General features: G+C 60.8%; 20 protein-coding genes. 9 read left to right on the top strand and 11 right to left on the bottom strand.

All coding sequences use genetic code 11. From position 1 onward, the window contains the following. Nucleotides 1-95: 95 nt before the first annotated feature. The 6 genes from phoU to BMH52_RS08660 form a co-directional block, all read right to left on the bottom strand. Nucleotides 96-857, bottom strand: a complete 762-nt coding sequence (gene phoU, locus BMH52_RS08690) for a phosphate signaling complex protein PhoU (RefSeq protein ID WP_003195624.1) — start codon at nt 855-857, stop codon at nt 96-98. Between the two features lie 70 nt (nt 858-927). After that, complete coding sequence (pstB, locus tag BMH52_RS08685; protein ID WP_003195626.1) at nt 928-1,761, bottom strand: phosphate ABC transporter ATP-binding protein PstB; 834 nt, start codon at nt 1,759-1,761, stop codon at nt 928-930. A gap of 163 nt (nt 1,762-1,924) precedes the next feature. Next, nucleotides 1,925-3,595 carry a phosphate ABC transporter permease PstA gene (gene pstA / locus BMH52_RS08675; protein ID WP_020302831.1) on the bottom strand — a complete coding sequence of 557 codons (1,671 nt, stop codon included), beginning with the start codon at nt 3,593-3,595 and terminating at the stop codon, nt 1,925-1,927. Between the two features lie 15 nt (nt 3,596-3,610). After that, nucleotides 3,611-5,644 (bottom strand): ABC transporter permease subunit, encoded by a 2,034-nt coding sequence (locus tag BMH52_RS08670; RefSeq protein ID WP_172832677.1) that lies wholly within the window; start codon nt 5,642-5,644, stop codon nt 3,611-3,613. Nucleotides 5,645-6,129: 485 nt separating this feature from the next. After that, nucleotides 6,130-7,116 (bottom strand): phosphate ABC transporter substrate-binding protein PstS, encoded by a 987-nt coding sequence (locus BMH52_RS08665; RefSeq protein WP_003195633.1) that lies wholly within the window; start codon nt 7,114-7,116, stop codon nt 6,130-6,132. A 119-nt stretch (nt 7,117-7,235) separates the two neighbouring features. Continuing rightward, nucleotides 7,236-8,525: an MFS transporter gene (locus BMH52_RS08660; protein ID WP_014720517.1), complete on the bottom strand. Its 1,290-nt coding sequence runs from the start codon at nt 8,523-8,525 to the stop codon at nt 7,236-7,238. A gap of 406 nt (nt 8,526-8,931) precedes the next feature. Here BMH52_RS08660 and BMH52_RS08655 point away from each other — a divergent pair, with 406 nt between their 5' ends. Then, nucleotides 8,932-9,336, top strand: coding sequence for an acyl-CoA thioesterase (locus BMH52_RS08655; RefSeq protein ID WP_003176975.1), 405 nt, complete (start codon nt 8,932-8,934; stop codon nt 9,334-9,336). A 58-nt stretch (nt 9,337-9,394) separates the two neighbouring features. Then, complete coding sequence (locus BMH52_RS08650) at nt 9,395-10,294, top strand: D-hexose-6-phosphate mutarotase (RefSeq protein WP_073843405.1); 900 nt, start codon at nt 9,395-9,397, stop codon at nt 10,292-10,294. Between the two features lie 116 nt (nt 10,295-10,410). Here BMH52_RS08650 and BMH52_RS08645 read toward each other — a convergent pair whose 3' ends face one another. The 5 genes from BMH52_RS08645 to BMH52_RS08625 all read right to left on the bottom strand — a co-directional run bounded on the left by BMH52_RS08645 (nt 10,411) and on the right by BMH52_RS08625 (nt 14,204). Next, a complete protein-coding gene (locus BMH52_RS08645) occupies nt 10,411-10,947 on the bottom strand; it encodes a DUF3299 domain-containing protein (RefSeq protein WP_014720519.1) in 537 nt (178 codons plus the stop codon). A gap of 77 nt (nt 10,948-11,024) precedes the next feature. Continuing rightward, nucleotides 11,025-11,270, bottom strand: a complete 246-nt coding sequence (locus BMH52_RS08640) for a GlsB/YeaQ/YmgE family stress response membrane protein (protein ID WP_005792540.1) — start codon at nt 11,268-11,270, stop codon at nt 11,025-11,027. 105 nt (nt 11,271-11,375) lie between these two features. Then, nucleotides 11,376-12,461: a 5-(carboxyamino)imidazole ribonucleotide synthase gene (locus tag BMH52_RS08635; protein ID WP_020302828.1), complete on the bottom strand. Its 1,086-nt coding sequence runs from the start codon at nt 12,459-12,461 to the stop codon at nt 11,376-11,378. Nucleotides 12,462-12,472: 11 nt separating this feature from the next. Further along, on the bottom strand, nt 12,473-12,964 hold the full coding sequence (gene purE / locus BMH52_RS08630) for a 5-(carboxyamino)imidazole ribonucleotide mutase (RefSeq protein ID WP_003195648.1): 492 nt from the start codon (nt 12,962-12,964) through the stop codon (nt 12,473-12,475). A 331-nt stretch (nt 12,965-13,295) separates the two neighbouring features. Next, nucleotides 13,296-14,204, bottom strand: coding sequence for a LysR substrate-binding domain-containing protein (locus BMH52_RS08625; protein WP_019818139.1), 909 nt, complete (start codon nt 14,202-14,204; stop codon nt 13,296-13,298). A 181-nt stretch (nt 14,205-14,385) separates the two neighbouring features. On the opposite strand from BMH52_RS08625, the gene aspA reads away from it, so the two are divergent. The 7 genes from aspA to BMH52_RS08590 all read left to right on the top strand — a co-directional run bounded on the left by aspA (nt 14,386) and on the right by BMH52_RS08590 (nt 26,738). Then, complete coding sequence (aspA, locus tag BMH52_RS08620; protein WP_003195657.1) at nt 14,386-15,810, top strand: aspartate ammonia-lyase; 1,425 nt, start codon at nt 14,386-14,388, stop codon at nt 15,808-15,810. Nucleotides 15,811-16,202: 392 nt separating this feature from the next. Continuing rightward, the gene (locus BMH52_RS08615; RefSeq protein ID WP_073843401.1) at nt 16,203-17,648 is read left to right on the top strand and encodes a sodium:alanine symporter family protein; all 1,446 of its coding nucleotides are present in this window, start codon (nt 16,203-16,205) and stop codon (nt 17,646-17,648) included. 76 nt (nt 17,649-17,724) lie between these two features. Beyond that, on the top strand, nt 17,725-18,702 hold the full coding sequence (locus BMH52_RS08610) for an asparaginase (protein WP_019818141.1): 978 nt from the start codon (nt 17,725-17,727) through the stop codon (nt 18,700-18,702). 50 nt (nt 18,703-18,752) lie between these two features. After that, nucleotides 18,753-19,745, top strand: a complete 993-nt coding sequence (locus BMH52_RS08605) for an AraC family transcriptional regulator (protein ID WP_073843399.1) — start codon at nt 18,753-18,755, stop codon at nt 19,743-19,745. Between the two features lie 132 nt (nt 19,746-19,877). After that, nucleotides 19,878-20,912: a histone deacetylase family protein gene (locus BMH52_RS08600; protein WP_019818143.1), complete on the top strand. Its 1,035-nt coding sequence runs from the start codon at nt 19,878-19,880 to the stop codon at nt 20,910-20,912. Further along, nucleotides 20,909-22,000, top strand: a complete 1,092-nt coding sequence (locus tag BMH52_RS08595) for a polyamine ABC transporter substrate-binding protein (protein WP_019818144.1) — start codon at nt 20,909-20,911, stop codon at nt 21,998-22,000. The genes BMH52_RS08600 and BMH52_RS08595 overlap by 4 nt, the downstream gene beginning before the upstream one ends. A gap of 139 nt (nt 22,001-22,139) precedes the next feature. Beyond that, complete coding sequence (locus BMH52_RS08590) at nt 22,140-26,738, top strand: dermonecrotic toxin domain-containing protein (RefSeq protein WP_072435266.1); 4,599 nt, start codon at nt 22,140-22,142, stop codon at nt 26,736-26,738. The last annotated feature ends 95 nt before the right edge of the window (nt 26,739-26,833 follow it).

The raw sequence follows: 26,833 nt of genomic DNA, 5'->3' as shown, positions 1-26,833 counted from the left end.
ACAGAAGGACTTTATGGCGCCTGCTGTGCAAAAAATTCAGATGCCACAAACGAAAACGCCCGGCCAGAGGCCGGGCGTTAATTTCTCGGGCAACCTTACTTATCGTCAGATTCGCCCGAAACATTAGGGATTAGATCAGCAGTCCCTTCAACTTCGGCTTTCATGCGCTTGAGGCCCATGTGCCGCACATCGGTGCCGCGCACCAGATAAATCACCAATTCCGAGATATTGCGCGCGTGGTCGCCGATACGCTCCAGGGAACGCAGCACCCAGATAATGTTCAAGACCCGCGAGATCGAGCGCGGGTCTTCCATCATGTAAGTGGCCAACTCGCGCAGCGCGGTCTTGTATTCGCGGTCGATGATCTTGTCGTACTGGGCCACCGACAACGCCAGTTCGGCGTCAAAGCGGGCGAAGGCGTCGAGGGCATCGCGCACCATGTTGCGCACCTGATCGCCGATATGGCGCACCTCCACGTAGCCACGGGGGGCTTCACCCTCTTCGCACAGCTGGATGGCGCGGCGGGCAATCTTGGTGGCTTCATCACCGATGCGTTCCAGGTCGATCACCGACTTGGAAATGCTGATGATCAAACGCAGGTCCGAGGCCGCTGGCTGGCGGCGGGCAAGAATGCGCAGGCACTCCTCGTCGATATTGCGTTCCATCTGGTTGATCTGCTCGTCAATCTCACGCACCTGCTGAGCCAGGCCCGAGTCGGCCTCGATCAGCGCGGTGACCGCATCATTGACTTGCTTCTCCACCAGCCCGCCCATCGCCAGGAGGTGGCTGCGCACTTCCTCAAGCTCGGCATTGAACTGCGCGGAGATGTGGTGGGTAAGGCCTTCTTTGCTAATCATGTTGGCGTCCTTGGAGCGTCCGGTAAGGTGCGGAAAACCGCAGCGTCAGTGCAATCAGAACCACAGCTTCCTAGCCGTAGCGACCGGTGATGTAGTCTTCGGTCTGCTTCTTCGCCGGATTGGTGAACAGGGTGTCGGTGTCGCCGAACTCCACCAGCTTGCCCATGTACATAAACGCGGTGTAGTCGGAAACCCGCGCCGCCTGTTGCATGTTGTGGGTCACGATGACGATGGTGAACTTGGACTTGAGCTCGTAGATCAGCTCTTCGACTTTCAGGGTGGAGATCGGGTCGAGGGCCGAGCACGGTTCGTCGAGCAGCAGCACTTCCGGCTCTACGGCGATGGTACGGGCGATCACCAGACGCTGCTGCTGGCCGCCGGACAAGCCGAGTGCCGATTCGTGCAGGCGGTCCTTGACCTCGTCCCACAATGCCGCGCCCTTGAGCGCCCACTCAACGGCTTCATCGAGGATGCGTTTCTTGTTGATACCCTGGATACGCAGGCCGTAGACCACGTTTTCGTAGATGGTCTTGGGGAACGGGTTGGGCTTCTGGAACACCATGCCCACGCGGCGACGCAGCTCGGCCACGTCCTCGCCCTTGCGGTAGATATTGGTGCCGTAGAGGTTGATCGCGCCTTCCACACGGCAACCGTCCACCAGGTCATTCATGCGGTTGAAGGTACGCAACAACGTCGACTTGCCGCAGCCCGACGGGCCGATAAAGGCGGTCACACGCTGTTTTGGGATGTTCATGCTGACGTCGAACAGCGCCTGCTTGTCACCGTAGTACAGACTCAGGCCCGGTACTTCGATGGCCACGGTTTCCTGGGCCAGGCTCAGGCTCTGCTTGTCGCGACCCAGGGCAGACATGTTGATGCCGTGGGATTGGGTTTCGTGTTGCATGGGATGCTCCCTGTGCTACCAATTCATTCGTTGAACCGCCGGGGCGGCTTACTCAAATTCTGTGTCTGTGGGAGCTGGCTTGCCTGCGATGGCATCACTGCGGTCTTACTGATACAGCGCGTCGTCTGCATCGCAGGCAAGCCAGCTCCCACATTGGACCGTGTCAGCTGTCCAGCGCTTTGTATTTTTCGCGCAGGTGGTTACGAATCCACACCGCCGACAGGTTGAGCGTGGCGATCACCAGTACCAGCAGCAAGGCGGTGGCGTACACCAACGGCCGTGCGGCTTCGACGTTGGGGCTCTGGAAGCCGACGTCATAAATATGGAAGCCCAGGTGCATGATCTTCTGGTCCAGATGCAGGTACGGATAGTTGCCATCCAGCGGCAGCGACGGTGCCAGTTTCACCACACCCACCAGCATCAGCGGCGCCACTTCACCGGCGGCGCGGGCCACGGCGAGGATCATGCCGGTCATCATGGCCGGGCTGGCCATTGGCAGCACGATCTTCCACAACGTTTCCGCCTTGGTCGCGCCGAGCGCCAGGGAGCCTTCACGCACGGTGCGAGGAATCCGCGCCAAGCCTTCTTCGGTGGCCACGATCACCACAGGCACCGCCAGCAGCGCCAGGGTCAGCGAAGCCCAGAGCAGCCCCGGCGTACCGAAGGTCGGCGCAGGCAGCGCTTCAGCGAAGAACAGACGATCGACCGAGCCCCCCAATACATACACGAAGAAGCCAAGGCCGAACACGCCGTAGACGATGGCCGGTACACCGGCCAGGTTGTTCACGGCGATGCGGATGATGCGCGTCAGGGTGTTCTGCTTGGCGTATTCACGCAGGTACACCGCGGCCAGTACGCCAAACGGGGTCACGATCATTGCCATGATCAGGGTCATCATCACGGTGCCGAAGATGGCCGGGAAGATCCCGCCTTCGGTGTTGGCTTCCCGTGGGTCATCGCTGAGGAATTCCCAGACCTTGCTGAAGTAGAAACCGATCTTGGTCATCGTGCCCATGGCGTTCGGCTGGTAGGCGTGCACCACTTTGCCGATGCCGATTTCCACTTCCTTGCCGTTGCCGTCACGCGCCGTCAGGGCATCGCGGTTGAATTGGGCATGCAGGTCGGCCAGGCGCGCTTCGATGTCCTGGTAGCGCGCATTCAGCTCGGCGCGGTCGGCGTCCATGTCGGCCTGGGCGGCAGCGTCGAGCTTGCCTTCCAGTTCCAGTTTGCGACCGTGCAGGCGGATGCGCTCCAGCCCTGCGTTGATCGCGCCAATATCGGTTTTTTCCAGGCTCTTGAGCTGAGCGGCCAGCTTGTTCACGCGGTCCACGCGAGCTTGCAGCTCCGGCCACGCGGCCTCGCCTTCGGCAATCACCTTGCCGTCCTGCTTGACGTTGACCAGGGTGCCGTAGAAATTGCCCCATTCACGGCGCTCAATGGCCATCAGGTTGGTCGGTTTGGTCTGGTCCTTCAACCATTCGCCGACGATCCAGGTGAAGTCGTTGCCGTTCAAATCGCGGTTGCCGACCTTGATCAGCTCACGGGTCATGAATTCCGGGCCTTGGTCCGGCACTGGCAGGCCCGCGCTTTTCAGACGCTCACGCGGCACTTCTTCTTTCTGGACCACTTCGCCGATGACGATGTGGTTGGCCTGGCCTGGCACGTTATAGTTGGCCTGGATCAGGTCGGCCGGCCAGAAATGGCCCAGGCCCCGCACCGCAATCACAGCCAGCAAACCAATGGTCATGATGACCGCGATGGACACCGCGCCACCGCTGATCCAGACGCCGGGGGCGCCGCTCTTGAACCATCCATTCAGGGAGTTCTGTTTCACAGACTTCTACCTTTCTTAAAGCGACGAGTATTTCTTGCGCAGACGCTGACGAATCAGCTCGGCGAGGGTGTTCATGATGAAGGTGAACAACAGCAGCACCAGCGCCGAGAGGAACAGCACGCGGTAATGACTGCCGCCCACTTCCGACTCGGGCATCTCCACCGCAACGTTGGCCGCCAGGGTGCGCAGGCCCTCGAACAGGTTCATCTCCATCACCGGGGTGTTACCGGTGGCCATCAGCACGATCATAGTCTCGCCCACGGCGCGGCCCATGCCGATCATCAGCGCCGAGAAGATGCCCGGGCTGGCGGTGAGGATGACCACGCGGGTCATGGTCTGCCACGGCGTGGCGCCCAGTGCCAGGGACCCCAGGGTCAGGCCGCGTGGCACGCTGAACACGGCGTCTTCGGCGATGGAGTAGATGTTCGGGATCACGGCAAAACCCATGGCCAGGCCGACCACCAACGCGTTGCGCTGGTCGTAGGTAATGCCCAGATCGTGGGAGATCCACATGCGCATGTCACCGCCGAAAAACCAGGTTTCCAGGTACGGGCTCATGTACAGCGAGAGCCAACCCACGAACAGGATCACCGGAATCAGGATCGCGCTTTCCCAGCCATCGGGAACGCGCAGGCGGATCGACTCAGGCAAGCGGCTGAAGACAAAGCCGGCGACCAGGATGCCAATCGGCAACAGCATCAACAGGCTGAAAATGCCCGGCAGATGCCCTTCCACATACGGCGCCAGGAACAGGCCGGCGAAGAATCCGAGGATCACCGTCGGCATGGCTTCCATCAGTTCGATCACCGGCTTGACCTTGCGGCGCAGGCTCGGCGCCATGAAGTAAGCGGTGTAGATCGCTGCAGCAACCGCCAGTGGCGCCGCCAGCAACATGGCGTAGAACGCGGCCTTCAAGGTGCCGAAGGTCAGCGGGGCCAGGCTCATCTTGGGTTCAAAATCGGTGTTGGCGGCCGTGGATTGCCAGACGTATTTAGGCTCGTCGTAGTTCTCGTACCAGACCTTGCTCCACAACGCGCTCCACGACACTTCCGGGTGCGGGTTGTCGAGCAACAACGGTTGCAGCTTGCCACCCGCCTCGACGATCACACGGTTGGCCCGTGGCGACATGCCGAACAGACCCTGACCGTCGACCACCGGGTCCACCAGCAAGGTGCGATGAGCGGTGCTGTGGAACACGCCGAACTGGCCAGCAGCATCCAGGGCGGTGAAGCCTTTGCGGCGCTCTTCAGCGCTGATTTCGACGATGGGTGCAGTGCCCATCTGGAAGGTGCGGATCTGCTTCAGGCGTTGCTCGCCATCCGGGTCACGGGCCATGAACCACTGGGCCAGGCCGCCTTTGGAGTTACCCAGGATCAGCGAGATGCCGCCGACCAACTGGGTGCTGGCGGTGATTTCCGTGTCGGCGTCTTCCAGCAGCTTGTAGCGCCCGTTGAGGCTCTTGTCGCGCAGGCTGAACACGTCGGCCAGGGCACGGCCGTTGATCACGTACAGCCACTGCTGGCGTGGGTCGATGAAGATCGCCTTCACCGGCTCGGTCATCTGCGGCAGCTCGACACGCTTCTGCTCGCTGGTGACCTCACCGGTCATCATGTTTTCTTCGCGGCTCAGGGTCAGCACGTTCAAGTGCGAACCGGCGGAACCTGCCACCACCAGGGAGGTGTCGGTGGCGTTGAGCGCGACGTGCTCCAGCGGGCGACCGGCGTCATCCAGCACGATCGGCGTTTCGCCGTAGGGGTACTCGATCGCTGGGGTGATGGTTTTCTTGCCGTCGGGGTACGACACCTTATAGGTGTGGCGGAACACTAAAGACTGGCCATTGGACAAGCCGAGAATCACCAGCGGGCTGCCCGGCTGATCTTCACCAATGGAAGCAACACTGGTACCGGCCGGAATCGGCAGGTCGACACGCTTGAGCTCGGCACCGGTGTCCACGGCAAAGAACAGCGCCTGGCCCTTGTCGGAAACCCGCATGGCGACCTGGTTCTGTTCTTCGAGGGAGATCATCAACGGCTTGCCGGCGTCCTGCATCCAAGCGGGCGTCAACGCGTCTTCCTTGGTCAACGAGGCGCCTTGGAACAACGGCGCAACCACATAGGCGAGGAAGAAGAAGATCAGGGTAATGGCGGCCAGCACGGCGAGGCCGCCGACCAGCACATACCAACGGGTGAAGCGATCCTTGAGCGCGCGGATTCGGCGCTTGCGTTGCAGCTCAGGCGTATTGAAATCAATGCGCTTGGGAGGGGAAGTCGTCGTCATGGTGGAATTGGCCAGATCATTCATGCGCACACCCTAGCGATCCTGTATGACAGAAAGATGACAGTGCAGTGACGCAACAAATCCGCCGCGAAGCAGGGCTGGCAGCGGATAAAAATTAGGGATGTAACCGGGCTTGTGTGGGAGCGGGCTTGCTCGCGAAAGCGGTGTGTCATTCAACACATCGGGCGACTGACACGACGCCTTCGCGAGCAAGCCCGCTCCCACAGGGGCCCGGTATTACACCGGGTATCGCAGGCTTAGTTGCCTTCTTTCAGACCCAGGTCAGCCAGGGCCTTGGCGGCGACTTTGGCTGGCAGCGGGATGTAGCCGTCTTTGACCACCACTTCCTGGCCCTGCTTGGACAGCACCAGTTTCACGAACTCAGCTTCCAGCGGCGCCAGTGGCTTGTTCGGGGCTTTGTTGACATACACGTAGAGGAAACGCGACAGCGGATACTTGCCGTTCAGGGCGTTTTCTTCAGAGTCTTCGATGTAGTCAGTGCTGCCTTTCTTGGCCAGTGGCACGGTCTTCACGCTGGCGGTCTTGTAGCCGATACCCGAGTAACCGATGCCGTTCAGCGAGGAGCTGATCGACTGCACGACCGAAGCCGAGCCCGGTTGTTCGTTCACGTTTGGCTTGTAGTCACCTTTGCACAGGGCTTCTTCCTTGAAGTAGCCGTAGGTGCCGGATACCGAGTTACGCCCGAACAGTTGCACTGGCTTGTTGGCCAGGTCGCCGGTCACGCCCAGGTCACCCCAGGTTTTCACATCGGCTTTGGCGCCGCACAGACGCGTCGACGAGAAGATCGCATCGACCTGTTCCATGGTCAGGTGCTGGATCGGGTTGTCCTTGTGCACAAATACCGCCAGGGCATCCACGGCAACCGGGATTGCCGTTGGCTTGTAGCCGTACTTCTGCTCGAAGGCCGCCAGTTCCGTGTCCTTCATCTTGCGGCTCATCGGGCCCAGGTTGGAGGTGCCTTCAGTCAGCGCAGGTGGCGCAGTAGCGGAGCCGGCAGCTTGAATCTGGATGTTGACGTTCGGGTATTCCTTTTTGTAACCCTCGGCCCACAGGGTCATCAGGTTAGCCAGGGTATCGGAACCGACGCTGGACAGGTTGCCCGACACACCAGTGGTCTTGACGTAAGCCGGGATTGCCGGATCAACACCAGCGGCCACCGCGTTGGCGGTCGCAACGCCAGCAGCGACAAACGTCATTGCCGCCATCAAACGTTTCAGTTTCATGCCTTGCTCCTAGCAGATAGGGATAATTGGATCGGGGCCAAGTATCGGCAGGCCGTGTGAACACTCTATGTCTGAAATATGACAATTAGATGAAAGGCCACTATCTGAGTGTGCCCGCTTCAGCGACCGCGTTTCCACAGATACCCGCCCACCAGCATCCCCATCACGCACAGCACGGCTACATAATAAGCCGGGCCCATCGGGCTCTCCTTCATCAGCAGCGACACCGCCAAGGGCGTCAACCCGCCGAACACGGCATAAGCAACGTTGTAGGAGAACGACAGGCCGCTGAAGCGCACCACCGGCGGGAAGGCTTTGACCATCACGTAGGGCACTACGCCGATGGTGCCGACAAACAGGCCGGTCAGGGCATACAAGGGGAACAGCCAGTCGGGATGCGCCATCAGGCTGTGATACAGCGTCCAGGAGGTCGCCAGCAGCAGTGCGCAACCGGTGACCAGCACGCGACCGGCACCAAAACGGTCGGCCAGCGCACCTGCGGCGATGCAACCCAGGCTCAGGGTCACGATCGCCAGACTATTGGCTTGCAGCGCAACCGTAGGGCTGAAGTGGTAGATGGTTTGCAGCACGGTCGGGGTCATCAGGATGACTACCACCACGCCGGCCGACAGCAGCCAGGTCAACAGCATCGACAGCACAATGGCGCCACGGTGATCGCGCAATACGGCGCGCAAGGGCAGTTCAGCGGCCAGGCTCTTGCGTTGCTGCATCTCGGCGAAGATCGGGGTTTCATGCAGCCAACGACGCAGGTACACCGACAGCAGGCCGAATACGCCGCCGAGCAGGAAAGGAATCCGCCAGGCGTAATCAGAGACCTGTTCCGGTGTATAGGCGCTATTGATGGCGGTAGCCACCAACGAGCCCAGCAGAATACCGGCGGTGAGGCCGCTGGTCAGGGTGCCGCAGGCATAGCCGATGTGGCGCGGCGGCACGTGCTCGGAGACGAACACCCAGGCGCCCGGTACTTCGCCGCCAATCGCAGCGCCCTGGATGATGCGCATCAGCAGCAACAGGACCGGCGCCCACAGGCCGATCTGCGCGTAGGTCGGAAGCAAGCCCATGATCAGGGTGGGCACGGCCATCATGAAGATGCTCAGGGTGAACATTTTCTTGCGGCCCAGCAGGTCACCAAAGTGCGCCATGATGATGCCGCCCAAGGGGCGGGCCAGGTAGCCGGCGGCGAAGATGCCGAAGGTCTGCATCATGCGCAGCCATTCGGGCATGTCGACGGGGAAGAACAGTTTCCCGACCACGGTGGCGAAAAACACAAAGATGATGAAGTCGTAGAACTCCAGCGCCCCGCCCAAGGCAGACAGCGACAGGGTTTTGTAGTCGTTGCGGGTCAGCGGGCGCGAGGGTTGCGCACTGCTTGCAGGCACGGAGGACATGGCGAGGCTTCTCTTATAGTAATCATCGTAAAGGACTGCACGCCCGTGACTTGCGGCGGGTTTGGCAAGATAGCAAATCGCCTGAAAAAGCACAGCGCCAGGAGCACAGTTGCGCGCAAAAGCCCCAATACAGCGTCTATTTACCGACCAAATGAGCGTCGGAAGGTCGTCGTGGCGCCAGGGTCTCGATATACTCGCCGGTGCAAGCGCCAGACCCGCTGTCTTGAGGGGCTGCTGTGCCAAAACGCTGTTGGGTACCATCCAGCCGATTTGGCAGAGTTTCCCTTTAGTTCGCCTTACGAGAAACGCATCGAGCGGTGTATGTTGGTGCTGAAACGTTTTTCTGAGAAGACGGCTATCCACTTGAAATACCCATGAAGCGTCACGGGTCAGAGGCACCCTCGGCATGATCGAACTCGAACAAGAAGATCCTATCCCGCAAGGCGATCTCGCCCTGCAAATCACCGCGCTTCCGCGTGAAACCAACGGTTTTGGCGATATCTTCGGCGGCTGGCTGGTCGCGCAGATGGACCTGGCCGGCACGGCAATGGCCAGCAAGGTCGCCGGTGGGCGCGTGGCCACCGTGGCCATTGATCGCATGGCGTTCCTGGTGCCGGTAGCCGTGGGCGCGCAGCTTTCCTTCTATACCCAGGCCCTGGAAATCGGCCGCAGCTCGATCCAGATGATGGTCGAAGTGTGGAGCGACGATCCGTTGTCCAGCGAATGGCGCAAGGTGACCGAAGCCGTATTTGTGTTCGTCGCCATCGATGGCAGCGGCCGCACGCGCTCGGTACCGTCACGGGCGCGTTAAACCTCGCCGGGTTTTAACGGTCAATTGCCCCATTGCCTGCCACTAAGAGAGCTTTGTCATGCCTACGCCCCACGTTGAGACGGTAAAAATCGACGAGCTGGACTGCTGGCGCATCCGCCACAACGGCGCCGAGTTGATGGTGGCCCACCAGGGTGCGCATATCTTCAGTTACCAGCGCGAGGGCGAACAGCCGCTGATCTGGCCGAACCCTGAGGCCGTGTTCAAGCAGGGCAAAGGCATTCGTACTGGCGTACCGGTGTGCTGGCCGTGGTTCGGGGTGTTCGACCGCAACCCGCAAAGTGTCAAAGCCATGCGCCAGAGTAATCAGCCTGCCGGCGCCCACGGTTTTGTGCGCACCGCCCGCTGGGAATTGGCCACCACCGAACTCGACGGCCAGACGCTGCGAGTGGACCTGGTATTGCCGGTGCCGGCTGGCGGCTTTCCAGGCTGGCCCCATCAGGTAGACCTGACGCTGAGCCTGCTGTTGGATGACCAACTGCACATCCGCCTGACCAGCCACAACCGCGGCGCCGACATCGTGACCCTCAGCCAGGCATTGCACACCTACTTCGCCGTGAGCGATGTGCGCAAGGTTCAGGTCGAGGGCCTGGATGGCGTGGCTTACATCGATACCGCCGACGGGTGGGCCGAGAAACAACAAGCCGGGCTGCTGCACTTCAGCGCCGAAACAGACCGCATTTACCTGAATACGCCGGCACAGCTGAATATCGTCGATAGCGATTGGCAGCGCCGTATCCAGCTCACCAGCGAAGGCTCGAAATCCACCGTGGTCTGGAACCCCTGGACCGAACGCGCCAAGGCTTTCGACGATATGGCCGATGACGGCTGGCAGGGTATGTTGTGCATCGAGACGGCCAACGTGCTGGACGATGTGGTGAACCTGGCGCCCGGGGAAAGCCACACCTTGGGCGTGAGCATCACGGCCCTGGCCTTGTAAACCCAACCCAATGTGGGAGCTGGCTTGCCTGCGATGCAGACAACTCGATGTGTCAGGAACACCGAGGCGCTGCTATCGCAGGCAAGCCAGCTCCCACAGGGGTTATGCTTTGGGCTTTAGAGATCAGACTCCTGCACCACCCGAACCTTCCCGGCCTCCAGCGCATACGCGGCATCCGCCAAGTCGTTATTGACCTTCTCCACCTTCAACGTGCCCGTGACCCACAGCGGCGTGTAGATATCATCCAGCTTCAGCCCCTTGGGATAGCGCACCAGCACCAGTTGATTAGGCGGCGGTGGCGGCACGTGTATGCAGGCGCCCGGGTAAGGCACCAGGAAGAACAATGTGCTGCGGCCCTTGGCGTCCGTTTCAAGCGGCACCGGATAGCCGCCAATGCGGATATTCTTGCCGTTCATGGCTGCGACGGTCTTGGTGGAATACATCACCGCAGGCAGGCCCTTGCTCTGCTTCAAGCCACCCTTTTCGGTGAACGTGCCTTGAGCTTCGGGAGAGTTATGGTCGATCTCGGGCATGGCTTCGAGAGCTTTCTGATCCGACAGCGGCATCAGGTCCAGCCAGTCGGTTTCCGGCAGTTCGCCAGCGTGCGCCAGGCCAGAGCCCAGCAGAAGAAGCGTTAACAGAAGACGGCGCATGGAGAGGCTCGGCAAATACAAGTGCCGAGCATTCTAGCCCTCTGCGCCTGCGCAGCGCAGAGGACTTTGTCGGCTGATTACTTCTTTTTGATCAGGCCGTAGATCACCAGCAACACGATGGCACCCACCAGCGCGCCGATGAAACCTGCGCCCTGGCCTGCCTGGTAGATCCCCAGGGCCTGACCGCCGTAGGTCGCGGCCAGGGAACCGGCGATACCCAGCAGGATGGTCATGATCCAGCCCATGCTGTCGTCGCCAGGCTTGAGGAAGCGCGCCAGGAGGCCGACGATCAAGCCGATAAAGATGGTTCCGATGATACCCATGGCATTTCCCTCTGATTGGTATGAGTCATGCCAAAGCCTAGTCAGGCTTTGGCATCCTGCAATCAGAGAGACGCAGAACCCCAATGGTTCCCGCCGTGGCCAGGCTTATTGTTCGGCGATCAGCGCTTCAACCTTGAGAATCTGCGCTTGCAACGTCGCACGATCCTTGCAGCGCAGGTTGGCGTGGCCGACCTTGCGCCCGGCCTTGAAGGCCTTGCCGTAGTGGTGCACGTGGCAATCGTCGATCGCCATCACACGCTCCACCGGCGGTACAGAGCCGATGAAGTTGAGCATGGCGCTCTCGCCGACCTTGGCCGTGGAGCCCAACGGCAAGCCCGCCACCGCCCGCAGGTGGTTTTCGAACTGGCTGCACTCGGCGCCTTCAGTGGTCCAGTGTCCGGAGTTGTGAACGCGCGGGGCGATTTCATTGGCCTTGAGGCCACCGTCGACTTCAAAGAACTCGAACGCCATCACGCCGACATAATCCAGCTGCTTGAGCACACGGCTGGAATAGTCTTCGGCCAGGGCCTGCAGCGGGTGGTCAGTGCTGGCTACCGACACTTTCAGGATGCCGTTGACGTGAGTGTTGTGCACCAACGGGTAAAAGCGGGTTTCGCCATCACGGGCGCGTACGGCAATCAGCGAGACTTCGCCAGTGAACGGCACGAAGCCTTCCAGCAGGCAGGCAACGCTGCCCAGCTCGGCAAAAGTGCCGACCACATCGGCCGCGGTACGCAGGACTTTCTGACCCTTGCCGTCGTAACCCAGGGTGCGGGTTTTCAACACCGCCGGCAGGCCGATGCTGGCGACCGCGGCGTCCAGGTCCGCCTGGGACTGGATGTCGGCGAAGGCCGGCGTCGGAATGCCCAGGTCCTTGAACATGCTCTTTTCGAACCAGCGGTCGCGAGCGATACGCAAGGCTTCGGCGCTCGGGTACACCGGCACGAACTGCGACAGGAAGGCCACGGTTTCGGCCGGGACGCTTTCGAATTCGAAGGTCACCAGGTCGACTTCATCGGCCAGTTGGCGCAGGTGGTCCGGGTCGCTGTAGTCAGCGCGCAGGTGTTCACCCAGGGCCGCAGCGCAGGCGTCCGGCGCCGGGTCCAGGAAAGCGAAGTTCATCCCCAGCGGCGTACCCGCCAAAGCCAGCATGCGGCCCAGTTGGCCCCCACCGATTACACCGATTTTCATCAATAACAACCTCAGGCGATGCGTGGGTCTGGATTGTCCAGCACGCTGTCTGTCTGCTCAGCACGGAATTTTTTCAGCACCGCATGAAACTGCGGGTGCTTGGCGCCCAGGATGCTGGCGGACAGCAAGGCTGCGTTGATCGCGCCGGCCTTGCCGATTGCCAGGGTTGCCACCGGAATGCCAGCCGGCATCTGCACGATGGACAACAGCGAATCCACGCCCGAGAGCATCGACGACTGCACCGGCACGCCAAGCACGGGCAGGTGAGTCTTGGCCGCGCACATGCCAGGCAAGTGCGCGGCGCCGCCGGCACCGGCGATGATCACCTCGATGCCACGGGATTCTGCTTCATCGGCATACTGGAACAACAAATCCGGGGTGCGGTGGGCGGAGACCACCTTCACTTCGTACGGAATGCCGAGTTTTTCCAGCATATCGGCGGTGTGGCTAAGGGTGGACCAATCGGACTTGGAGCCCATGATCACGCCAACCAATGCACTCATCGTCGTGCCTCTTCTCTCTGGGCGCCCGCAGGCGCGTCAAAAAACAACAAGCCACGCGGGAGACCGGCGTGGCTTGGTGTACGAATTAAGGCCGGTTGGACCGGCCGAAGGCCGCGCAGTATACCGTAATAATCCAGATAAACAGCCCCTGGGATGACCATCTGTCTAGCGGCGCAAAGTGGCGGTTTTATTGACTTAAGAGTCAGCGAAAACACCACGAAATCCTGTGGGAGCTGGCTTGCCTGCGATAGCAGTGGATCAGCGCAAAATAGGTTGGCTGACACACCGCTATCGCAGGCAAGCCAGCTCCCACATGTGTTCTGCGCTGGGCTCAAGCGCTTTGCGCCGCCCCACCTTCAAGCTTCCTCCACAACAACCGCACATTCGCCTTGCGCACCAACGCGCAGCGATACAAGCGAATCTCCAGTGGCACATGCCATTGCGGCCCGCCGCACACCACCAGTTCGCCGCGCGCCAACTCTGCACGTACGCTCAACTGCGGTACCCAGGCGATTCCCAAGCCTTCGAGCGCCATGCTCTTGAGGCTGTCGGCCATGGCGGTTTCATAGATGGTGGTAAAGCGCAGAGCCCTCTGGCGCAGCAGCAAATTCACCGAGCGGCCAAGGAACGCGCCGGCGCTGTAGGCCAGCAGCGGCACGCTGCCCTCGCCCTCCAGGTCGAACAGCGGCTTGCCCTCGGCATCGGCGGCGCACACCGGGAGCATTTCGGTGTTGCCCAGGTGCAGCGACGGGAAAATTTCGGCGTCCATTTGCATCGCCGCGTCCGGGTCGTAGAACGCCAGCATCAAGTCGCAACCGCCTTCGCGCAGGGCGTGCACGGCGTCGCCGACGTTGGTGGCCACCAGCCGCGTGGCGATATTCAAGCCCTCGTTGCGCAACTGCGCGATCCAGCGCGGGAAGAACCCCAAGGCCAGGGAGTGGGCGGCCGCCACTTGCATCACTTCGCCCTGCCCGCCTTCCAGGTGATGCAAATGGCGCAGTACTTCACCGAGCTGTTCGACCACGGTGCGCGCCGTCACCAGGAACAACTGCCCGGCCGCTGTCAGTTCCACCGGCGTGCGTGAACGGTTGACCAACGTCAGCCCCAACGCGGCTTCCAGGCTGCGGATACGCCGACTGAACGCCGGCTGGGTGACAAAGCGCCGCTCAGCCGCCTGGGAAAAACTACGCGTCGCCGCCAGGGCGCTGAAGTCTTCCAACCACTTGCTCTCAAGGTTCATCACTGCCTCCCACGGAATGCACCATTTTGGCACACACGCCCGCCAAGATAACCGGGTCACATCCACATTATGCCGTTTGTGCATAGGCCAGTGTTTAACAGCATTGGCCCAAAAAGTTCTACAAGCCTAGCATTCGCAGCGTTCCGGCCAGCTCCGGGTCCATATTGAGATGATTTCCGTCATGTCCTCTGCTGCATCATTCCGTACCGAAAAAGACCTGCTTGGCGTACTCGAAGTACCGGCTCAAGCGTATTACGGCATCCAGACCCTGCGAGCGGTGAATAACTTCCGCCTCTCGGGCGTTCCGATTTCGCATTACCCGAAATTGGTGGTCGGTCTGGCAATGGTCAAGCAAGCGGCCGCTGACGCCAACCGCGAGTTGGGCCAGCTCAGCGAAGCCAAGCACGCTGCCATCAGCGAAGCCTGTGCGCGTCTGATCCGCGGCGATTTCCACGAAGAGTTCGTGGTGGACATGATTCAAGGCGGCGCCGGCACTTCAACCAACATGAATGCCAACGAAGTCATCGCCAACATCGCGCTGGAGGCCATGGGTCACCAGAAAGGCGAATACCAGTACCTGCACCCCAACAACGACGTGAACATGGCGCAGTCGACCAACGACGCCTACCCGACCGCGATCCGCCTGGGTCTGCTGTTGGGCCATGACGCGCTGCTGGCCAGCCTCGACAGCCTGATCCAGGCGTTCGCCGCCAAAGGCGCCGAGTTCAGCCATGTGCTGAAAATGGGCCGCACCCAGTTGCAAGACGCCGTGCCGATGACCCTCGGCCAGGAATTCCGCGCCTTCGCCACTACTTTGGGTGAAGACCTGGCCCGCCTGAAAACCCTGGCACCGGAGCTGCTGACCGAAGTGAACCTGGGCGGCACCGCCATCGGTACCGGCATAAACGCCGACCCACGCTACCAGGCCCTGGCCGTACAACGCCTGGCCACCATCAGCGGCCAGCCGCTGGTACCGGCGGCCGACTTGATCGAAGCCACCTCCGACATGGGCGCCTTTGTACTGTTCTCCGGCATGCTCAAGCGTACTGCCGTGAAGCTGTCGAAGATCTGCAACGACCTGCGCCTGCTGTCCAGCGGCCCACGCACCGGCATCAACGAGATCAACCTGCCGGCTCGCCAGCCAGGCAGCTCGATCATGCCCGGCAAGGTCAACCCGGTAATCCCGGAAGCGGTCAACCAGGTAGCGTTCCAGGTCATCGGTAACGACCTGGCCCTGACCATGGCAGCCGAAGGCGGCCAACTGCAGTTGAACGTGATGGAGCCGCTGATCGCCTTCAAGATCTTCGACTCGATCCGCCTGCTGCAACGCGCCATGGACATGCTGCGCGAGCACTGCATCGTCGGCATCACCGCCAACGAAGCGCGCTGCCGCGAACTGGTGGAGCATTCCATCGGCCTGGTTACCGCGCTGAACCCGTACATCGGCTATGAAAACGCCACCCGCATTGCGCGTATCGCTCTGGAAAGCGGGCGCGGCGTGCTGGAACTGGTGCGTGAAGAAGGCTTGCTCGACGACGCCATGCTCGACGACATCCTGCGCCCGGAAAACATGATTGCCCCACGTTTGGTCCCGCTGAAGGCCTAAGCGTTTGTTGCACCGCTCACCAGGTTGAGGGACTAGACACCTCTCACCTTTTGAGGGCCTGAAGGCTCGTTCTTCAGGCCCTTTTTTTTGCCTTGAGGTTGCTCCATGACGCCCATAAAAAATCTAATATCGCACCGCAAACCTTCCTCGCCTTGCGCGACCGCGCTGAAACCTTTAATCGCCCCGTGCAGACGGATCACGCTCGCCTAGGTATAGTGCCGCCCCTCTTCGCGTCTGCGGCTGTCGGTAACGAGGCCCGGGAACCACGCGAAAGCGCATGAATAACAACACCCGCAAAAGGATGGGGATCGAGCGTCGTGCACTGCCTGGTGCCGAGCGATGCGTCGGACCGTCCTGCGTTTGCCATTAGAAAAATCAGCGAGGAACACTCCATGCTCGAAGTCATCAACGACTTCCTCTCAGGGAAAGTACTGATCGTGCTCATAGTCGGGCTCGGCGGTTATTTCACGATCCGCTCGCGTTTCGTGCAGTTGCGTCACTTTTTCCACATGTTCTCGGTGTTTAAAGACAGCCTCAAGAGCAGCGCCGGCCAACTCAGCTCGTTCCAGGCGCTGATGCTCAGCCTGGCCGGCCGAGTGGGTGCCGGTAACATCGCCGGAGTCGGCATTGCCGTGACGTTGGGTGGCCCGGGTGCCGTGTTCTGGATGTGGGTCACCGCGCTGGTGGGCATGTCTTCGAGCTTTATCGAGTGCTCCCTCGGCCAGTTGTACAAGCGCACCGACGCTGAAGGCACCTACCGTGGCGGCCCGGCGTATTACATCCAGCACGGCCTGCAGAAACGCTGGCTGGGGATGGCCATGGCGTTCCTGCTGCTGGTGACCTTCGGCTTTGCCTTCAATGGCCTGCAAGCCCACGCTGTAACACACTCGTTGAATAACGCGTTTGGCCTCGACACCACCTACACCGGCCTGGCGCTGGCGGTGTTGCTGGGCCTGGTGTTCATTGGCGGGATCAAGCGTATTGCCTCGATTGCCGACCTGCTGGTACCGGTCAAGACTCTGGTGTACATCGCCGTGACCCTGTACGTGATCGTGCTGCAATTCGACCACGTACCGGCCATGCTCGCGACCATCGTCAAGAGCGCGTTCGGCCTCGACCAAGCCTTCGGTGGCCTGGTGGGCAGCGCGATCATCATGGGTGTAAAACGCGGCGTGTTCGCCAACGAAGCAGGCTTGGGCAGTGCGCCTAACGTGGCGGCAGTGGCGTCGGTAGAACACCCTATCGCCCAAGGCGTGGTGCAAGCGTTCAGCGTGTTCCTCGACACCTTCGTGATCTGCACCTGTACTGCGTTGCTGATCCTGCTGTCGGGTTTCTACACCCCAGGCTTTGAAGGCGACGGCATTGCCCTGACCCAGAACTCCCTGGCGGCGGTGGTGGGTGACTGGGGCCGCATGTTCATCTCGGTGGCCCTGGCGTTGTTCGTGTTCACCTCGATCATGTACAACTACTACCTGGGCGAGAGCAACCTGCGCTTTCTGGTCGGCAATAACCGCAAGGTGCTGATGGGCTATCGCGCCTTGGTGCTGGTGCTGATTTTCTGGGGCTCGATCGAGAACCTGAGCACCGTGTTCGCCTTCGCCGACATCACCATGACCATGCTCGCGTTCGTCAACCTGTTTGCCCTGGCGTTCCTGTTCAAGATTGCCATGCGCATCCTCAATGACTACGACAACCAGCGCGCAGCGGGCATCAAGACCCCGGTGTTCGACTCCAGCCAGTTCCCCGACCTGGACCTGGACCGCAAGGCATGGCCAGCCAACCCGGTGAAAACCGAGGCGGCTCCGGCAGCTGAACTGAGCGCTCAAGCGCAACGTTAATCACGGCTAGATGACACGCCGCCCGGCCTTGGGCATGCTCTGGGCCCGGCGGCGTTTTTCGTTCAGGAGATTTTCGATGCAATCAGCTAACAACGTCATGGTGCTCTACACCGGCGGCACCATCGGCATGCAGGCCAGCGCCAATGGCCTGGCGCCCGCGTCTGGTTTTGAAGTGCGTATGCGAGAACAGTTTGCCGACGCAGACCTGCCCGCGTGGCGCTTCCGGGAAATGTCACCACTGATCGACAGCGCCAACATGAACCCCGCCTACTGGCAACGCCTGCGCAGCGCCGTGGTCGAGGCGGTAGACGCCGGCTGCGATGCCGTACTGATCCTGCACGGCACCGACACCCTGGCCTACAGCGCAGCGGCCATGAGCTTCCAGCTGCTGGGCCTCCCGGCGCCGGTGGTGTTCACCGGTTCGATGCTGCCGGCCGGTGTGCCCGACAGCGATGCCTGGGAAAACGTCAGCGGTGCGTTGACGGCCTTGGGCGAAGGCCTGAAGCCGGGTGTGCACCTGTACTTCCACGGCGCGCTGATGGCGCCGACTCGCTGCGCGAAGATTCGCAGTTTTGGGCGCAACCCGTTTGCCGCACTGCAGCGCAACGGCGGTGTCGCCCTGGCAGACAGGCTTCCCGCCGCGCTGGCCTACCGCAACGACAAGGCCCCGGCCAACGTTGGCGTCCTGCCGCTCGTTCCGGGCATTGCTGCCGCGCAACTGGATGCATTGATCGACAGCGGCATCCAGGCATTGGTACTCGAATGCTTCGGCAGCGGCACCGGGCCAAGTGAAAATCCGGCCTTCCTCGCCAGCCTGCAACGTGCGCAGGATCAAGAGGTGGTAGTGGTTGCAATCACCCAATGCCATGAAGGCGGCGTGGAACTGGATGTCTACGAAGCCGGCAGCCGCCTGCGCAGCGTGGGTGTACTGTCCGGCGGCGGCATGACCCGAGAAGCAGCCTTCGGCAAGCTCAACGCCTTGATCGGCGCGGGGCTGGACAGCGAAGAAATCCGCCGCCTGGTGGAATTGGACCTGTGCGGCGAGCTGAGCTGACCGGCATGTAACTTGCTCCACTTCCAGCCATCCCCTGGCTGGAAGTTCCCATGCTGCATTCCCACCTCACCACCCTCAATGCCGTGTCCCTGGTGCTGCGTACCTTCGAGGCCGAAGGCTTGCCCCATGAAGCATTGCTGGCCGGCAGCGGCATCTGTGCGGCGGATTTGAGCCGCGCCGACACGCGTATCGCCACACATCAGGAGATGCAAGTGTGCGCCAATGCCGTGGCCCATCAGCGTGATATCGGCTTGATCGTTGGGCGGCGTATGCATGTTTCCTCGTACGGCCTACTGGGCTATGCCCTGCTCACCAGTGCCACTTTCGGTGACGCTTTGCGCCTGGCCCTGCGGTATCCGGCGCTGTTGGGAACACTCTTTGAACTGAGCCTGGACGAAGACGGCGAACGCATCTGGTTCACGGCCGGCGACTACCGCGAAAACCCGGCACTGACTGCCTTCAATGTCGAGCTGTGCCTGGGATCACTGAAGGTCATTTGCGACGACCTGCTCGGCCATCCCCTGCCGTTGTTGGGCGCTCGGTTCGAGCACGAGGCGCCGGATTATCAGGCCCGCTACGCCGAGAGCTTCGACTGCCCGCTCCAGTTTCAGGCGATCGCCAACGCGTTCGCCTTTGATAAACGCTGGCTCGCCCAACCTTTGCCCCTGGCCGACGCGGTCACCCACCAGGCCATGGTCGAACGTTGTCGCAAACAGAACACCGAATTCACCGGGCGCGAGGCCTGGCTGGGGCGAATCCGCCAGTTGCTGGCTGCACAATTGCACGCCGCACCTGGGCTCGATGGCCTGGCCCAGCAGATTAACTGTTCGGCGCGCACCCTGCGCCGGCACCTGCACAACCTGGGTTGCAGCTATCAGGAACTGCTCGATGAGCTGCGCTTCGAACGCGCCAAACAGTTGTTGGCCAACGACCTGTGGCCGATCCACCGGATTGCCGAGACGCTGGGGTTCAGCGAAACGGCGAGCTTCAGGCATGCGTTCGTGCGCTGGAGCGGCGTCACGCCGAGCCAATTTCGAGCATGACGCGCCAATAAGGGGCGAATTGCGGACACACACTTTGGCCATATTTATCTCCTTTTGGCCGCTCCTGTCGTTCTCATAAAGCGCGTGCGCCGCAAGACTGCACTCACGAATACAGCCTGCGGAGAACAACAAATGCTGACGATCTACTCGGACGATCACCACCTGCACCATGGCCGCTGTGAACTGATGGACGGGCAACTGATGCCCTGCTTCGAAATGCCCTCGCGTGCCGATCACGTGCTGCAACGGGTCAAGGACCGTGAACTGGGCCCCGTGCAGGCCCCTCAGGACTTCGGCCTGGCGCCGCTGCAACGTATTCACAGCCGCGACTATCTCGACTTCTTCAAAGGCGCCTGGCAACGCTGGACCGAGTACGGCCAGGACGGCGACCTGTTGCCCTACACCTGGCCCGCTCGTACGTTGCGCCGTGTGCTTCCCACCAGCCTGCACGGCCAATTGGGCTATTACAGTTTCGATGGTGGCGCGCCGATCACCGCCGGCACCTGGCAAGCGGCCTACAGCGCGGCGCAAGTGGCCCTTACCGCGCAGGCCGCCATCGCGCAAGGCGCCCACAGTGCCTTCGCCCTTTGCCGCCCGCCGGGGCATCACGCCGCCAGCGATGTGATGGGCGGTTATTGCTACCTCAACAACGCGGCCATCGCGGCCCAGGCATTCCTTGATCAAGGCTGCAAAAAGGTCGCGATCCTCGACGTGGACTACCACCACGGTAACGGCACGCAGTCGATTTTTTACGCGCGCAGCGACGTGCTGTTCACTTCGATCCACGGCCATCCGGAGGCAGAATTTCCGTTCTTCCTTGGCTACGCCGATGAGCATGGCGAGGGCGCCGGCGTTGGTTTCAACTTCAACTATCCGTTGCCGGCCGGGTCCGGCTGGCAGGCCTGGAGCGCGGCGCTGGAACAGGCCTGCGCCGAGATCGAGCGCTACGCCGCCGATATCATCGTGGTGTCCCTGGGCGTGGACACGTTCAAGGACGACCCTATCTCGCAGTTCAAGCTCGACAGCCCGGACTACCTGGCCATGGGCGCGCGCATTGCCCGCCTGGGCAAGCCCACGCTGTTCGTGATGGAAGGCGGCTACGCGGTGGAGGAAATCGGCATCAACGCCGTCAACGTGCTGGAAGGTTTCGAGGAAGCAGCCCAATGAACATACTCAAGTCGCTCGCCCTGTGCGCCGTGGTTGTCAGCGGCGCAGCCCAGGCCGAAGAAAAAACCCTGAAGGTCTACAACTGGTTCGACTACATCACGCCCAAGGCGCTGGAAGACTTCAAGGCCCAGCACCCGTCGATCAAGCTGGTGTACGACATCTTCGACACCAACGAAGCCCTGGAAGCCAAACTGCTCACCGGCAACTCCGGCTATGACGTGGTGGTACCCTCCAACGTGTTTCTGGCCAAGCAGATCGAAGCCGGTGTGTTCCAGCCCCTGGACCGCAGCCAGTTGCCGAACTGGAACCATCTTGACCCCAAACTGATGAAGCTGATCGAGGCCAACGACCCCGGCAATCAATACGCCGTGCCCTACATGTACGGCACCATCCTGATCGGCTTCAACCCAGCCAAGGTCAAGGCGGCCCTGGGCGACAACGCCCCCGTGGACAGCTGGGACCTGATCTTCAAAGAAGAGAACATCAGCAAGCTCAAGCAATGCGGCGTCGCGCTGCTGGACTCGCCCTCGGAGATCCTGCCCCTGGCGTTGCAGCACCTGGGCCTGGACCCCAACAGCAGCAACCCCAAGGACTACGACAAGGCCGAAGCGCTGTTGATGAAGATCCGCCCGTACATCACCTACTTTCACTCTTCCAAATACATGGCGGACATCGCCAATGGCGATATCTGCGTGGCGGTGGGCTACTCCGGCAGTTTTTCCCAAGCCGCCAACCGCGCCAAGGAAGCCAAGAATGGCGTGACCGTGGACATGCGCTTGCCCAAGGAAGGCGCGCCGATCTGGTTCGACATGCTCGCCATTCCCAAGGGCGCTAAAAATCCGGGCGACGCCTACACCTTCATCAACTATTTGTTGCAACCCGACGTCATCGCACCGGTCAGCGATTTTGTCGGTTATCCCAACCCGAACAAGGACGCTACCGAGCGGGTCGACCCGGCCATACGCAACAACCCCAACCTGTACCCGACCGACACGGCCATGACCACGCTCTACACCCTCAAACCCCTGGACAGCAAAGCCGAACGCGCCAGGACAAGGGCCTGGACCAAGATTAAGTCCGGGAGGTGAAGCGCTGTACTGGCGTACGTGCATTTAACAGCAGGCCTATGTAAGCACCGCCTACCTGTCTGGCCGAGCCCTAGCATGGAAATTCCGAACCTATACCTCGGGCTATCTCCATCAACCGGTCAGACAGGGAAGCCACTCTATGACCTCACCCGCTGCAAATAACCACACGAACGCCAAACGGCTGGATGAGCGCTCAGCGCTGTTCACCCAACTCTATGTCGGCCCTTCATTCAGGGAGACCGCATCGGCTCTGTTGCGCCAGTCACTTCGGGAACAGTACCCGACGCTGGATATCAACCCGGACATCGCCATGGTCGGCACGCCGACCTGGCGACTGATTGACGACGAGATTGTCGCGGGGCCCACGGAATATCAGGCACTCAGCGACATCCTCGCTCAACAGGCAGTTCTGTCAGTGCCGACCCTGTACATCGAGGGCGAACACTTTCTCACCCAGCAACCGATCGTCGAGCCGACGGTTCACTTGCCCGTGCGTATCTGTGAAATCGCCAAAACCCTCAACCTGCTGGCTCCTGTCATGCTGCGGGCCTTCCAGCAACAGTTGGTCGCCTACTGGAATCAAACCAACGGCAGCGGCCCGCATTGGCACGAGTTGTCGAGCATGTTGCGGGCAGTCTGGAATGTCGAGACCGCAGACGACTGGAGCGCCACCGAGTGCGCCATGGCGCGCACCCTGTTCACCCACCCCGATAAAGCCGACAGGAAGGGCAAAGACCCTTACAACCTCAAGGCCTGCCTGATCGATATCGACCGCGTCGACGCTGACCACGTGACGCACCAGAATGAAGTGGTGATCGCGGTACTGCTCGGCGAACATGAAGGGCAGCGTTCGATCCTCATGTATTCACTGCTCAAGGGCTATGAAAAATTTCCTTCGCTGGAGCACCTGGGCAATTCATTGTCGTTGCACCTGCCAGCCTCTGCTTCGAACCAGGAAATTCATTGGCGGCTGTTCGAGCCTGATGGCGACTTTTTTGATCATCAGGCCTGCGCAATGGTGTCCGTGCTGGTCGAGGCCGTGGGTGCAATCGACTTCTCGGACCTGCGCCAGACCCATAACGCCGATGTCGTCCTCGGCACGCCGCCAGCCATCGCCCCGCTTGCCCCTGAAAAGGGCCCAGGGCTTGCCTGGTATCAGAACCAGTTGCCCGACTGGCTGACGAAGGCGTCCGTCGCCGACCAGAACTTCTTTGCCCGGCACTTGAAGGACCTCGCCGCCCTGCACAACCAGAACGCCGGCCGCTCTTACCTCGACGACGTTCCCTCCATCGAGGCTTACGCGTTGAAGGTGATCAAGGCGCAAATGATCAAGGATCATCCTGCCAGCGCCAACGTTCCCTTGGATAAAATCCGCCTGACGGTGAAAAGCCCGGTCATCTGGGGCACCTTCGTGGTGCCGGGTCAGTTCGAAACCACCTCTTTGAGCGTGGTAGAACTGGCCTTGCAAAACCTGATTGCGCTGCCGACCGGCAATCGATCTGTCGAGATCGATAAGGGGTTCAGCCTGCCTGGATGGATGACCTCAGGCTATTTTGTAGACTTGGTCACCGATGCCGATATCGGCAGTGCCTATCCCGCGTTGATCAAACAAAAACTGCTGGACGACCCGCAGGAGTCATTACGCCGTAAAACCCTCTATAGCCAGCACCTGCGTATCCAACTGCCTATGCAGGCCTTGCAAGCCAAGATTCGCCAGCAAGAAGGCATTGACGAGCGAGGCTACCGCTATGTGGCGGCGGTGTTACAAGACGAGGCCACTGACCGCCAGGTTGACGGGCAAACCATTGTGCTCAGGCCATTGGCGTTTCGGCCCCTGCGGCGCGCGGAAGCGACATTGGACACCGTTGCCAACATGTACGTGATCGGCCCCGAGGACCTGACGGCCGGCCCATGCCTGTTGTATCGACCGATGTTCACACCACCCCTGATGCAGTTCCCAACCCCGGCCAATCTGATCTATGGGATTTCGCAATCGAGCACCCTGCGCGAGTCGGTACTTGCCTGGCTACCGGATGCGGTGCGTAACGACTACGCCAATTACGTATTCCCCGGCGCACTGCCTACGCCTTGGCAGGTGGCCGATTACCTGATCGAGCCTGACAAACTATGGACCATGAGCGGCCCCATGGCGCTGGGTGAACAAGTGCTTAACGGCGACCGATTTTCCACTCTGTTCAAAGCCAACGCCAATGCCTTGATCGAACTGTCGGATCGGCAATCGGTTTCCAATGCCGAAAACCGTTGGGCCACGTTCAAGCAAGCCGGCTGGCTGATATTCAACGCCGTGCTGCCTTTTCTCGGTCGTACCGTGGGCACGGCGGTGTGGATCTGGCAGGTGGTCGATCAACTGCAGAACTTTATCGAGGCCCAGGAGCACGGTGAGCAGCAAGCCGAGTGGTCGGCGCTCACCGATGTCCTGCTCAACCTTGGCATGGCCATCACCCTGCATGTCGCCAGCCGCAGCCACCGTCCAGGCTACCCACGCAAGGCCCAGCCAACCCTGCCGCAGCCGACAAGCGCCACGGACGTCACCGTCAAACAACAGCCGTCCCTGACCCAGGCGTTGGCGTCCAAACACTCACCTCACTTGCACATCAGTGGCGCAGTCAAGCGCGCCCCTGGCGAACTTGCCACCCTGCTCGACAGCTTCAAAATCAATAAGCCCGACGGCCTGGGCCCCGCTGAAAGCGCGGCAGGCCAGCACCAGCACCTATTCCGGCATGCACAGCGCTACTACGCCCCCGTGGGGGAGCGCTGGTTTGAGGTGAACACCGATGACGATGAAACAGTGGTCATCATCGACCCCAAACAACCGGAGCGCACGGGCCCGACGTTGATTCACAACGCCCAGGGCCAATGGTTCATCGACACGCGTTTGCGTCTGCGCGGCGGCGGCCCGAAAAAACAACAGCAAAGGTCCAAATCCGAAGCGGACGTCAAGGCAGTGGAAGCCCAGCGGCGATTGTCAGAATTTGAGCGAAACAAGAGCGCCACGCAATTGGAGATACAGGCAGCCCGCGCTGAGATGGAGGATACCGAGGCCAGCACTTCGGCCGATGCCCGCCGTGAGATCTACCTGCAAAAGCTCGAGGCCCAGCGAAATAACTACGAAACGGCGCTGCAACAACTCAAGGTCTTGAATGTGTTTGCCCCGACTGCCAATTATCAAGAGCAAGTCGTGCGCTACGTCGGCGCCCAGTTGGACCTGACGCAAACCGGTATACGCGAAGCTCAAGTCGCGTTCACGCCGAAGCTTAAAACCGTGCTGGACCAGATTGAGCGCCAGGCCAGCCATCCCGACGAGCGTCATATCGAGGACGCCCAAACCTTGACCGAGATGAGCCAGGACATGATCGAACGCCTGAACTACACAGAGTCGCGGTTCGCTCAGCTTAGAACGATGGGGCGATCCGGCTTCAAGGCTATCTGCCAACACCGCAAAAGCTTGCCGATTTACACAGCCCGCGACCTCAGGTTCCTGCAAGTGACCCTGGCGCGCAATCTGTGCGTGGACGAAAACAGCATGACCACGGCTCCGGATGCCTGGAACGCCATCGACCGTATTGTCGACAGCGCCAATCTGTCGATTCAGACCTTGCGTGAAACCCTGTTCGAACGCAGCGAGTCGCGTCTGGACGAACGCATCGAAACCGTGGGCAGCCTGGTCGAACAGTTCAATGTCCTCGATGAACGCTTGCAGGACTTTCCAGCGGAATTTACCAACGTTGCACTGACCACCCCCCTTACGCGCCTGCGTGAAAAAATCCGCAGCTTCTACAACGAAACCGTTGGCCACCTGGAGCTGCTGCACAGTGACCGGGACGCCATCAGAAACCGGCCAACTCCGCCGCCGACCCCGCCTAAAGCCAGGAAAAAAGTCATTTATACGCGTTACAACGGTGTGCTGGTCGGTGACCCACGCCTGTCAGCAACAGGCGAGGAAACCGGTCTGGTAGATATCAGATCTCCACTGACTCAGGACATCATGGCGACCTTCCACGAAAAGCCCGCAGGCGTCTGGGTGCAGCGCGTAACGCCCGCCGAAACACAACCCAGTGTTGTCGTGGACGTTGCCACCCGCATCAAACAGGCACAGGACCTGTTGGACGCACTGGAGACTTTCAAGCAGCGGACCGCCGAACAAGCGGCCAAGCCGGAGCGCACGGCCATCGGCATAGAAACGTTGTTTCACCAGCACGCATTGGTGCTGGAACAGGCGTCTTCGAATATTAAAGAGGCCCTCACCCAAGGCAACGCAACCGAGAGCCACAAGGACTCGGCTGCGCTTGTGGACAGAAAGCTCAACGAGGCGGCCCAAGCCCTCTACAAGGAGGCTTCACGCTACAAGTCGTTGTTGTTCAAAAAGCATCCACCCACCGTGCATGCCCTGGAATGGCTGCTGAAAAACCAAGAGGTCGTCATCAAGAAAACCGTCACGCGGCGTCGGCTCAAAGGCCCGGAGAAGGACTATCTGGACGAGTACACCATCCACAACCGCGAAGACCATAGCGTGCTGTGGTATGCCCACTTTCATTACTCAACCGACTGGGTGCCCGCCAAGGCATTCCTGCGCGCGCGCCTGAAAACCCCGCAGGAGCACGCCCGTGGCGCGGAGTCCGACACCCTCAACGGCCTTGGCGAGAAGCAGAAAACCGCGGTGTATCTCAGTGAAATCAATCTAGACCAGGCCCGGCGGTTGTTTTTCACGGTGAAATGACTCCCCCCTGAGGCGGGGGCGTTCGCGCCCTCGACTCATGACCGCAGCCAGCCGCAGCGCGACGTATCTACCACCCCTGCGGTAACGTCGCTCGC

It is taken from the genome of Pseudomonas sp. BTN1, assembly GCF_001907715.1.
Classification (GTDB): Bacteria; Pseudomonadota; Gammaproteobacteria; order Pseudomonadales; family Pseudomonadaceae; genus Aquipseudomonas; species Aquipseudomonas paracarnis.
Note: the sequence above shows the minus strand (reverse complement) of the source record. Positions and strands in the feature narration are given on the sequence as shown.

Coding starts and splice junctions, on each gene's coding strand:
- BMH52_RS08595 (WP_019818144.1), top strand. CDS start 20,909: ATGAACATACTCAAGTCGCTCGCCCTGTGCGCCGTGGTTGTCAGCGGC.
- BMH52_RS08635 (WP_020302828.1), bottom strand. CDS start 12,461: ATGAAAATCGGTGTAATCGGTGGGGGCCAACTGGGCCGCATGCTGGCT.
- BMH52_RS08665 (WP_003195633.1), bottom strand. CDS start 7,116: ATGAAACTGAAACGTTTGATGGCGGCAATGACGTTTGTCGCTGCTGGC.
- BMH52_RS08590 (WP_072435266.1), top strand. CDS start 22,140: ATGACCTCACCCGCTGCAAATAACCACACGAACGCCAAACGGCTGGAT.
- purE (WP_003195648.1), bottom strand. CDS start 12,964: ATGAGTGCATTGGTTGGCGTGATCATGGGCTCCAAGTCCGATTGGTCC.
- BMH52_RS08640 (WP_005792540.1), bottom strand. CDS start 11,270: ATGGGTATCATCGGAACCATCTTTATCGGCTTGATCGTCGGCCTCCTG.
- BMH52_RS08655 (WP_003176975.1), top strand. CDS start 8,932: ATGATCGAACTCGAACAAGAAGATCCTATCCCGCAAGGCGATCTCGCC.
- BMH52_RS08615 (WP_073843401.1), top strand. CDS start 16,203: ATGCTCGAAGTCATCAACGACTTCCTCTCAGGGAAAGTACTGATCGTG.
- BMH52_RS08650 (WP_073843405.1), top strand. CDS start 9,395: ATGCCTACGCCCCACGTTGAGACGGTAAAAATCGACGAGCTGGACTGC.
- pstB (WP_003195626.1), bottom strand. CDS start 1,761: ATGCAACACGAAACCCAATCCCACGGCATCAACATGTCTGCCCTGGGT.
- phoU (WP_003195624.1), bottom strand. CDS start 857: ATGATTAGCAAAGAAGGCCTTACCCACCACATCTCCGCGCAGTTCAAT.
- BMH52_RS08645 (WP_014720519.1), bottom strand. CDS start 10,947: ATGCGCCGTCTTCTGTTAACGCTTCTTCTGCTGGGCTCTGGCCTGGCG.
- BMH52_RS08600 (WP_019818143.1), top strand. CDS start 19,878: ATGCTGACGATCTACTCGGACGATCACCACCTGCACCATGGCCGCTGT.
- BMH52_RS08605 (WP_073843399.1), top strand. CDS start 18,753: ATGCTGCATTCCCACCTCACCACCCTCAATGCCGTGTCCCTGGTGCTG.
- BMH52_RS08625 (WP_019818139.1), bottom strand. CDS start 14,204: ATGAACCTTGAGAGCAAGTGGTTGGAAGACTTCAGCGCCCTGGCGGCG.
- aspA (WP_003195657.1), top strand. CDS start 14,386: ATGTCCTCTGCTGCATCATTCCGTACCGAAAAAGACCTGCTTGGCGTA.
- BMH52_RS08670 (WP_172832677.1), bottom strand. CDS start 5,644: ATGCAGGACGCCGGCAAGCCGTTGATGATCTCCCTCGAAGAACAGAAC.
- BMH52_RS08660 (WP_014720517.1), bottom strand. CDS start 8,525: ATGTCCTCCGTGCCTGCAAGCAGTGCGCAACCCTCGCGCCCGCTGACC.
- BMH52_RS08610 (WP_019818141.1), top strand. CDS start 17,725: ATGCAATCAGCTAACAACGTCATGGTGCTCTACACCGGCGGCACCATC.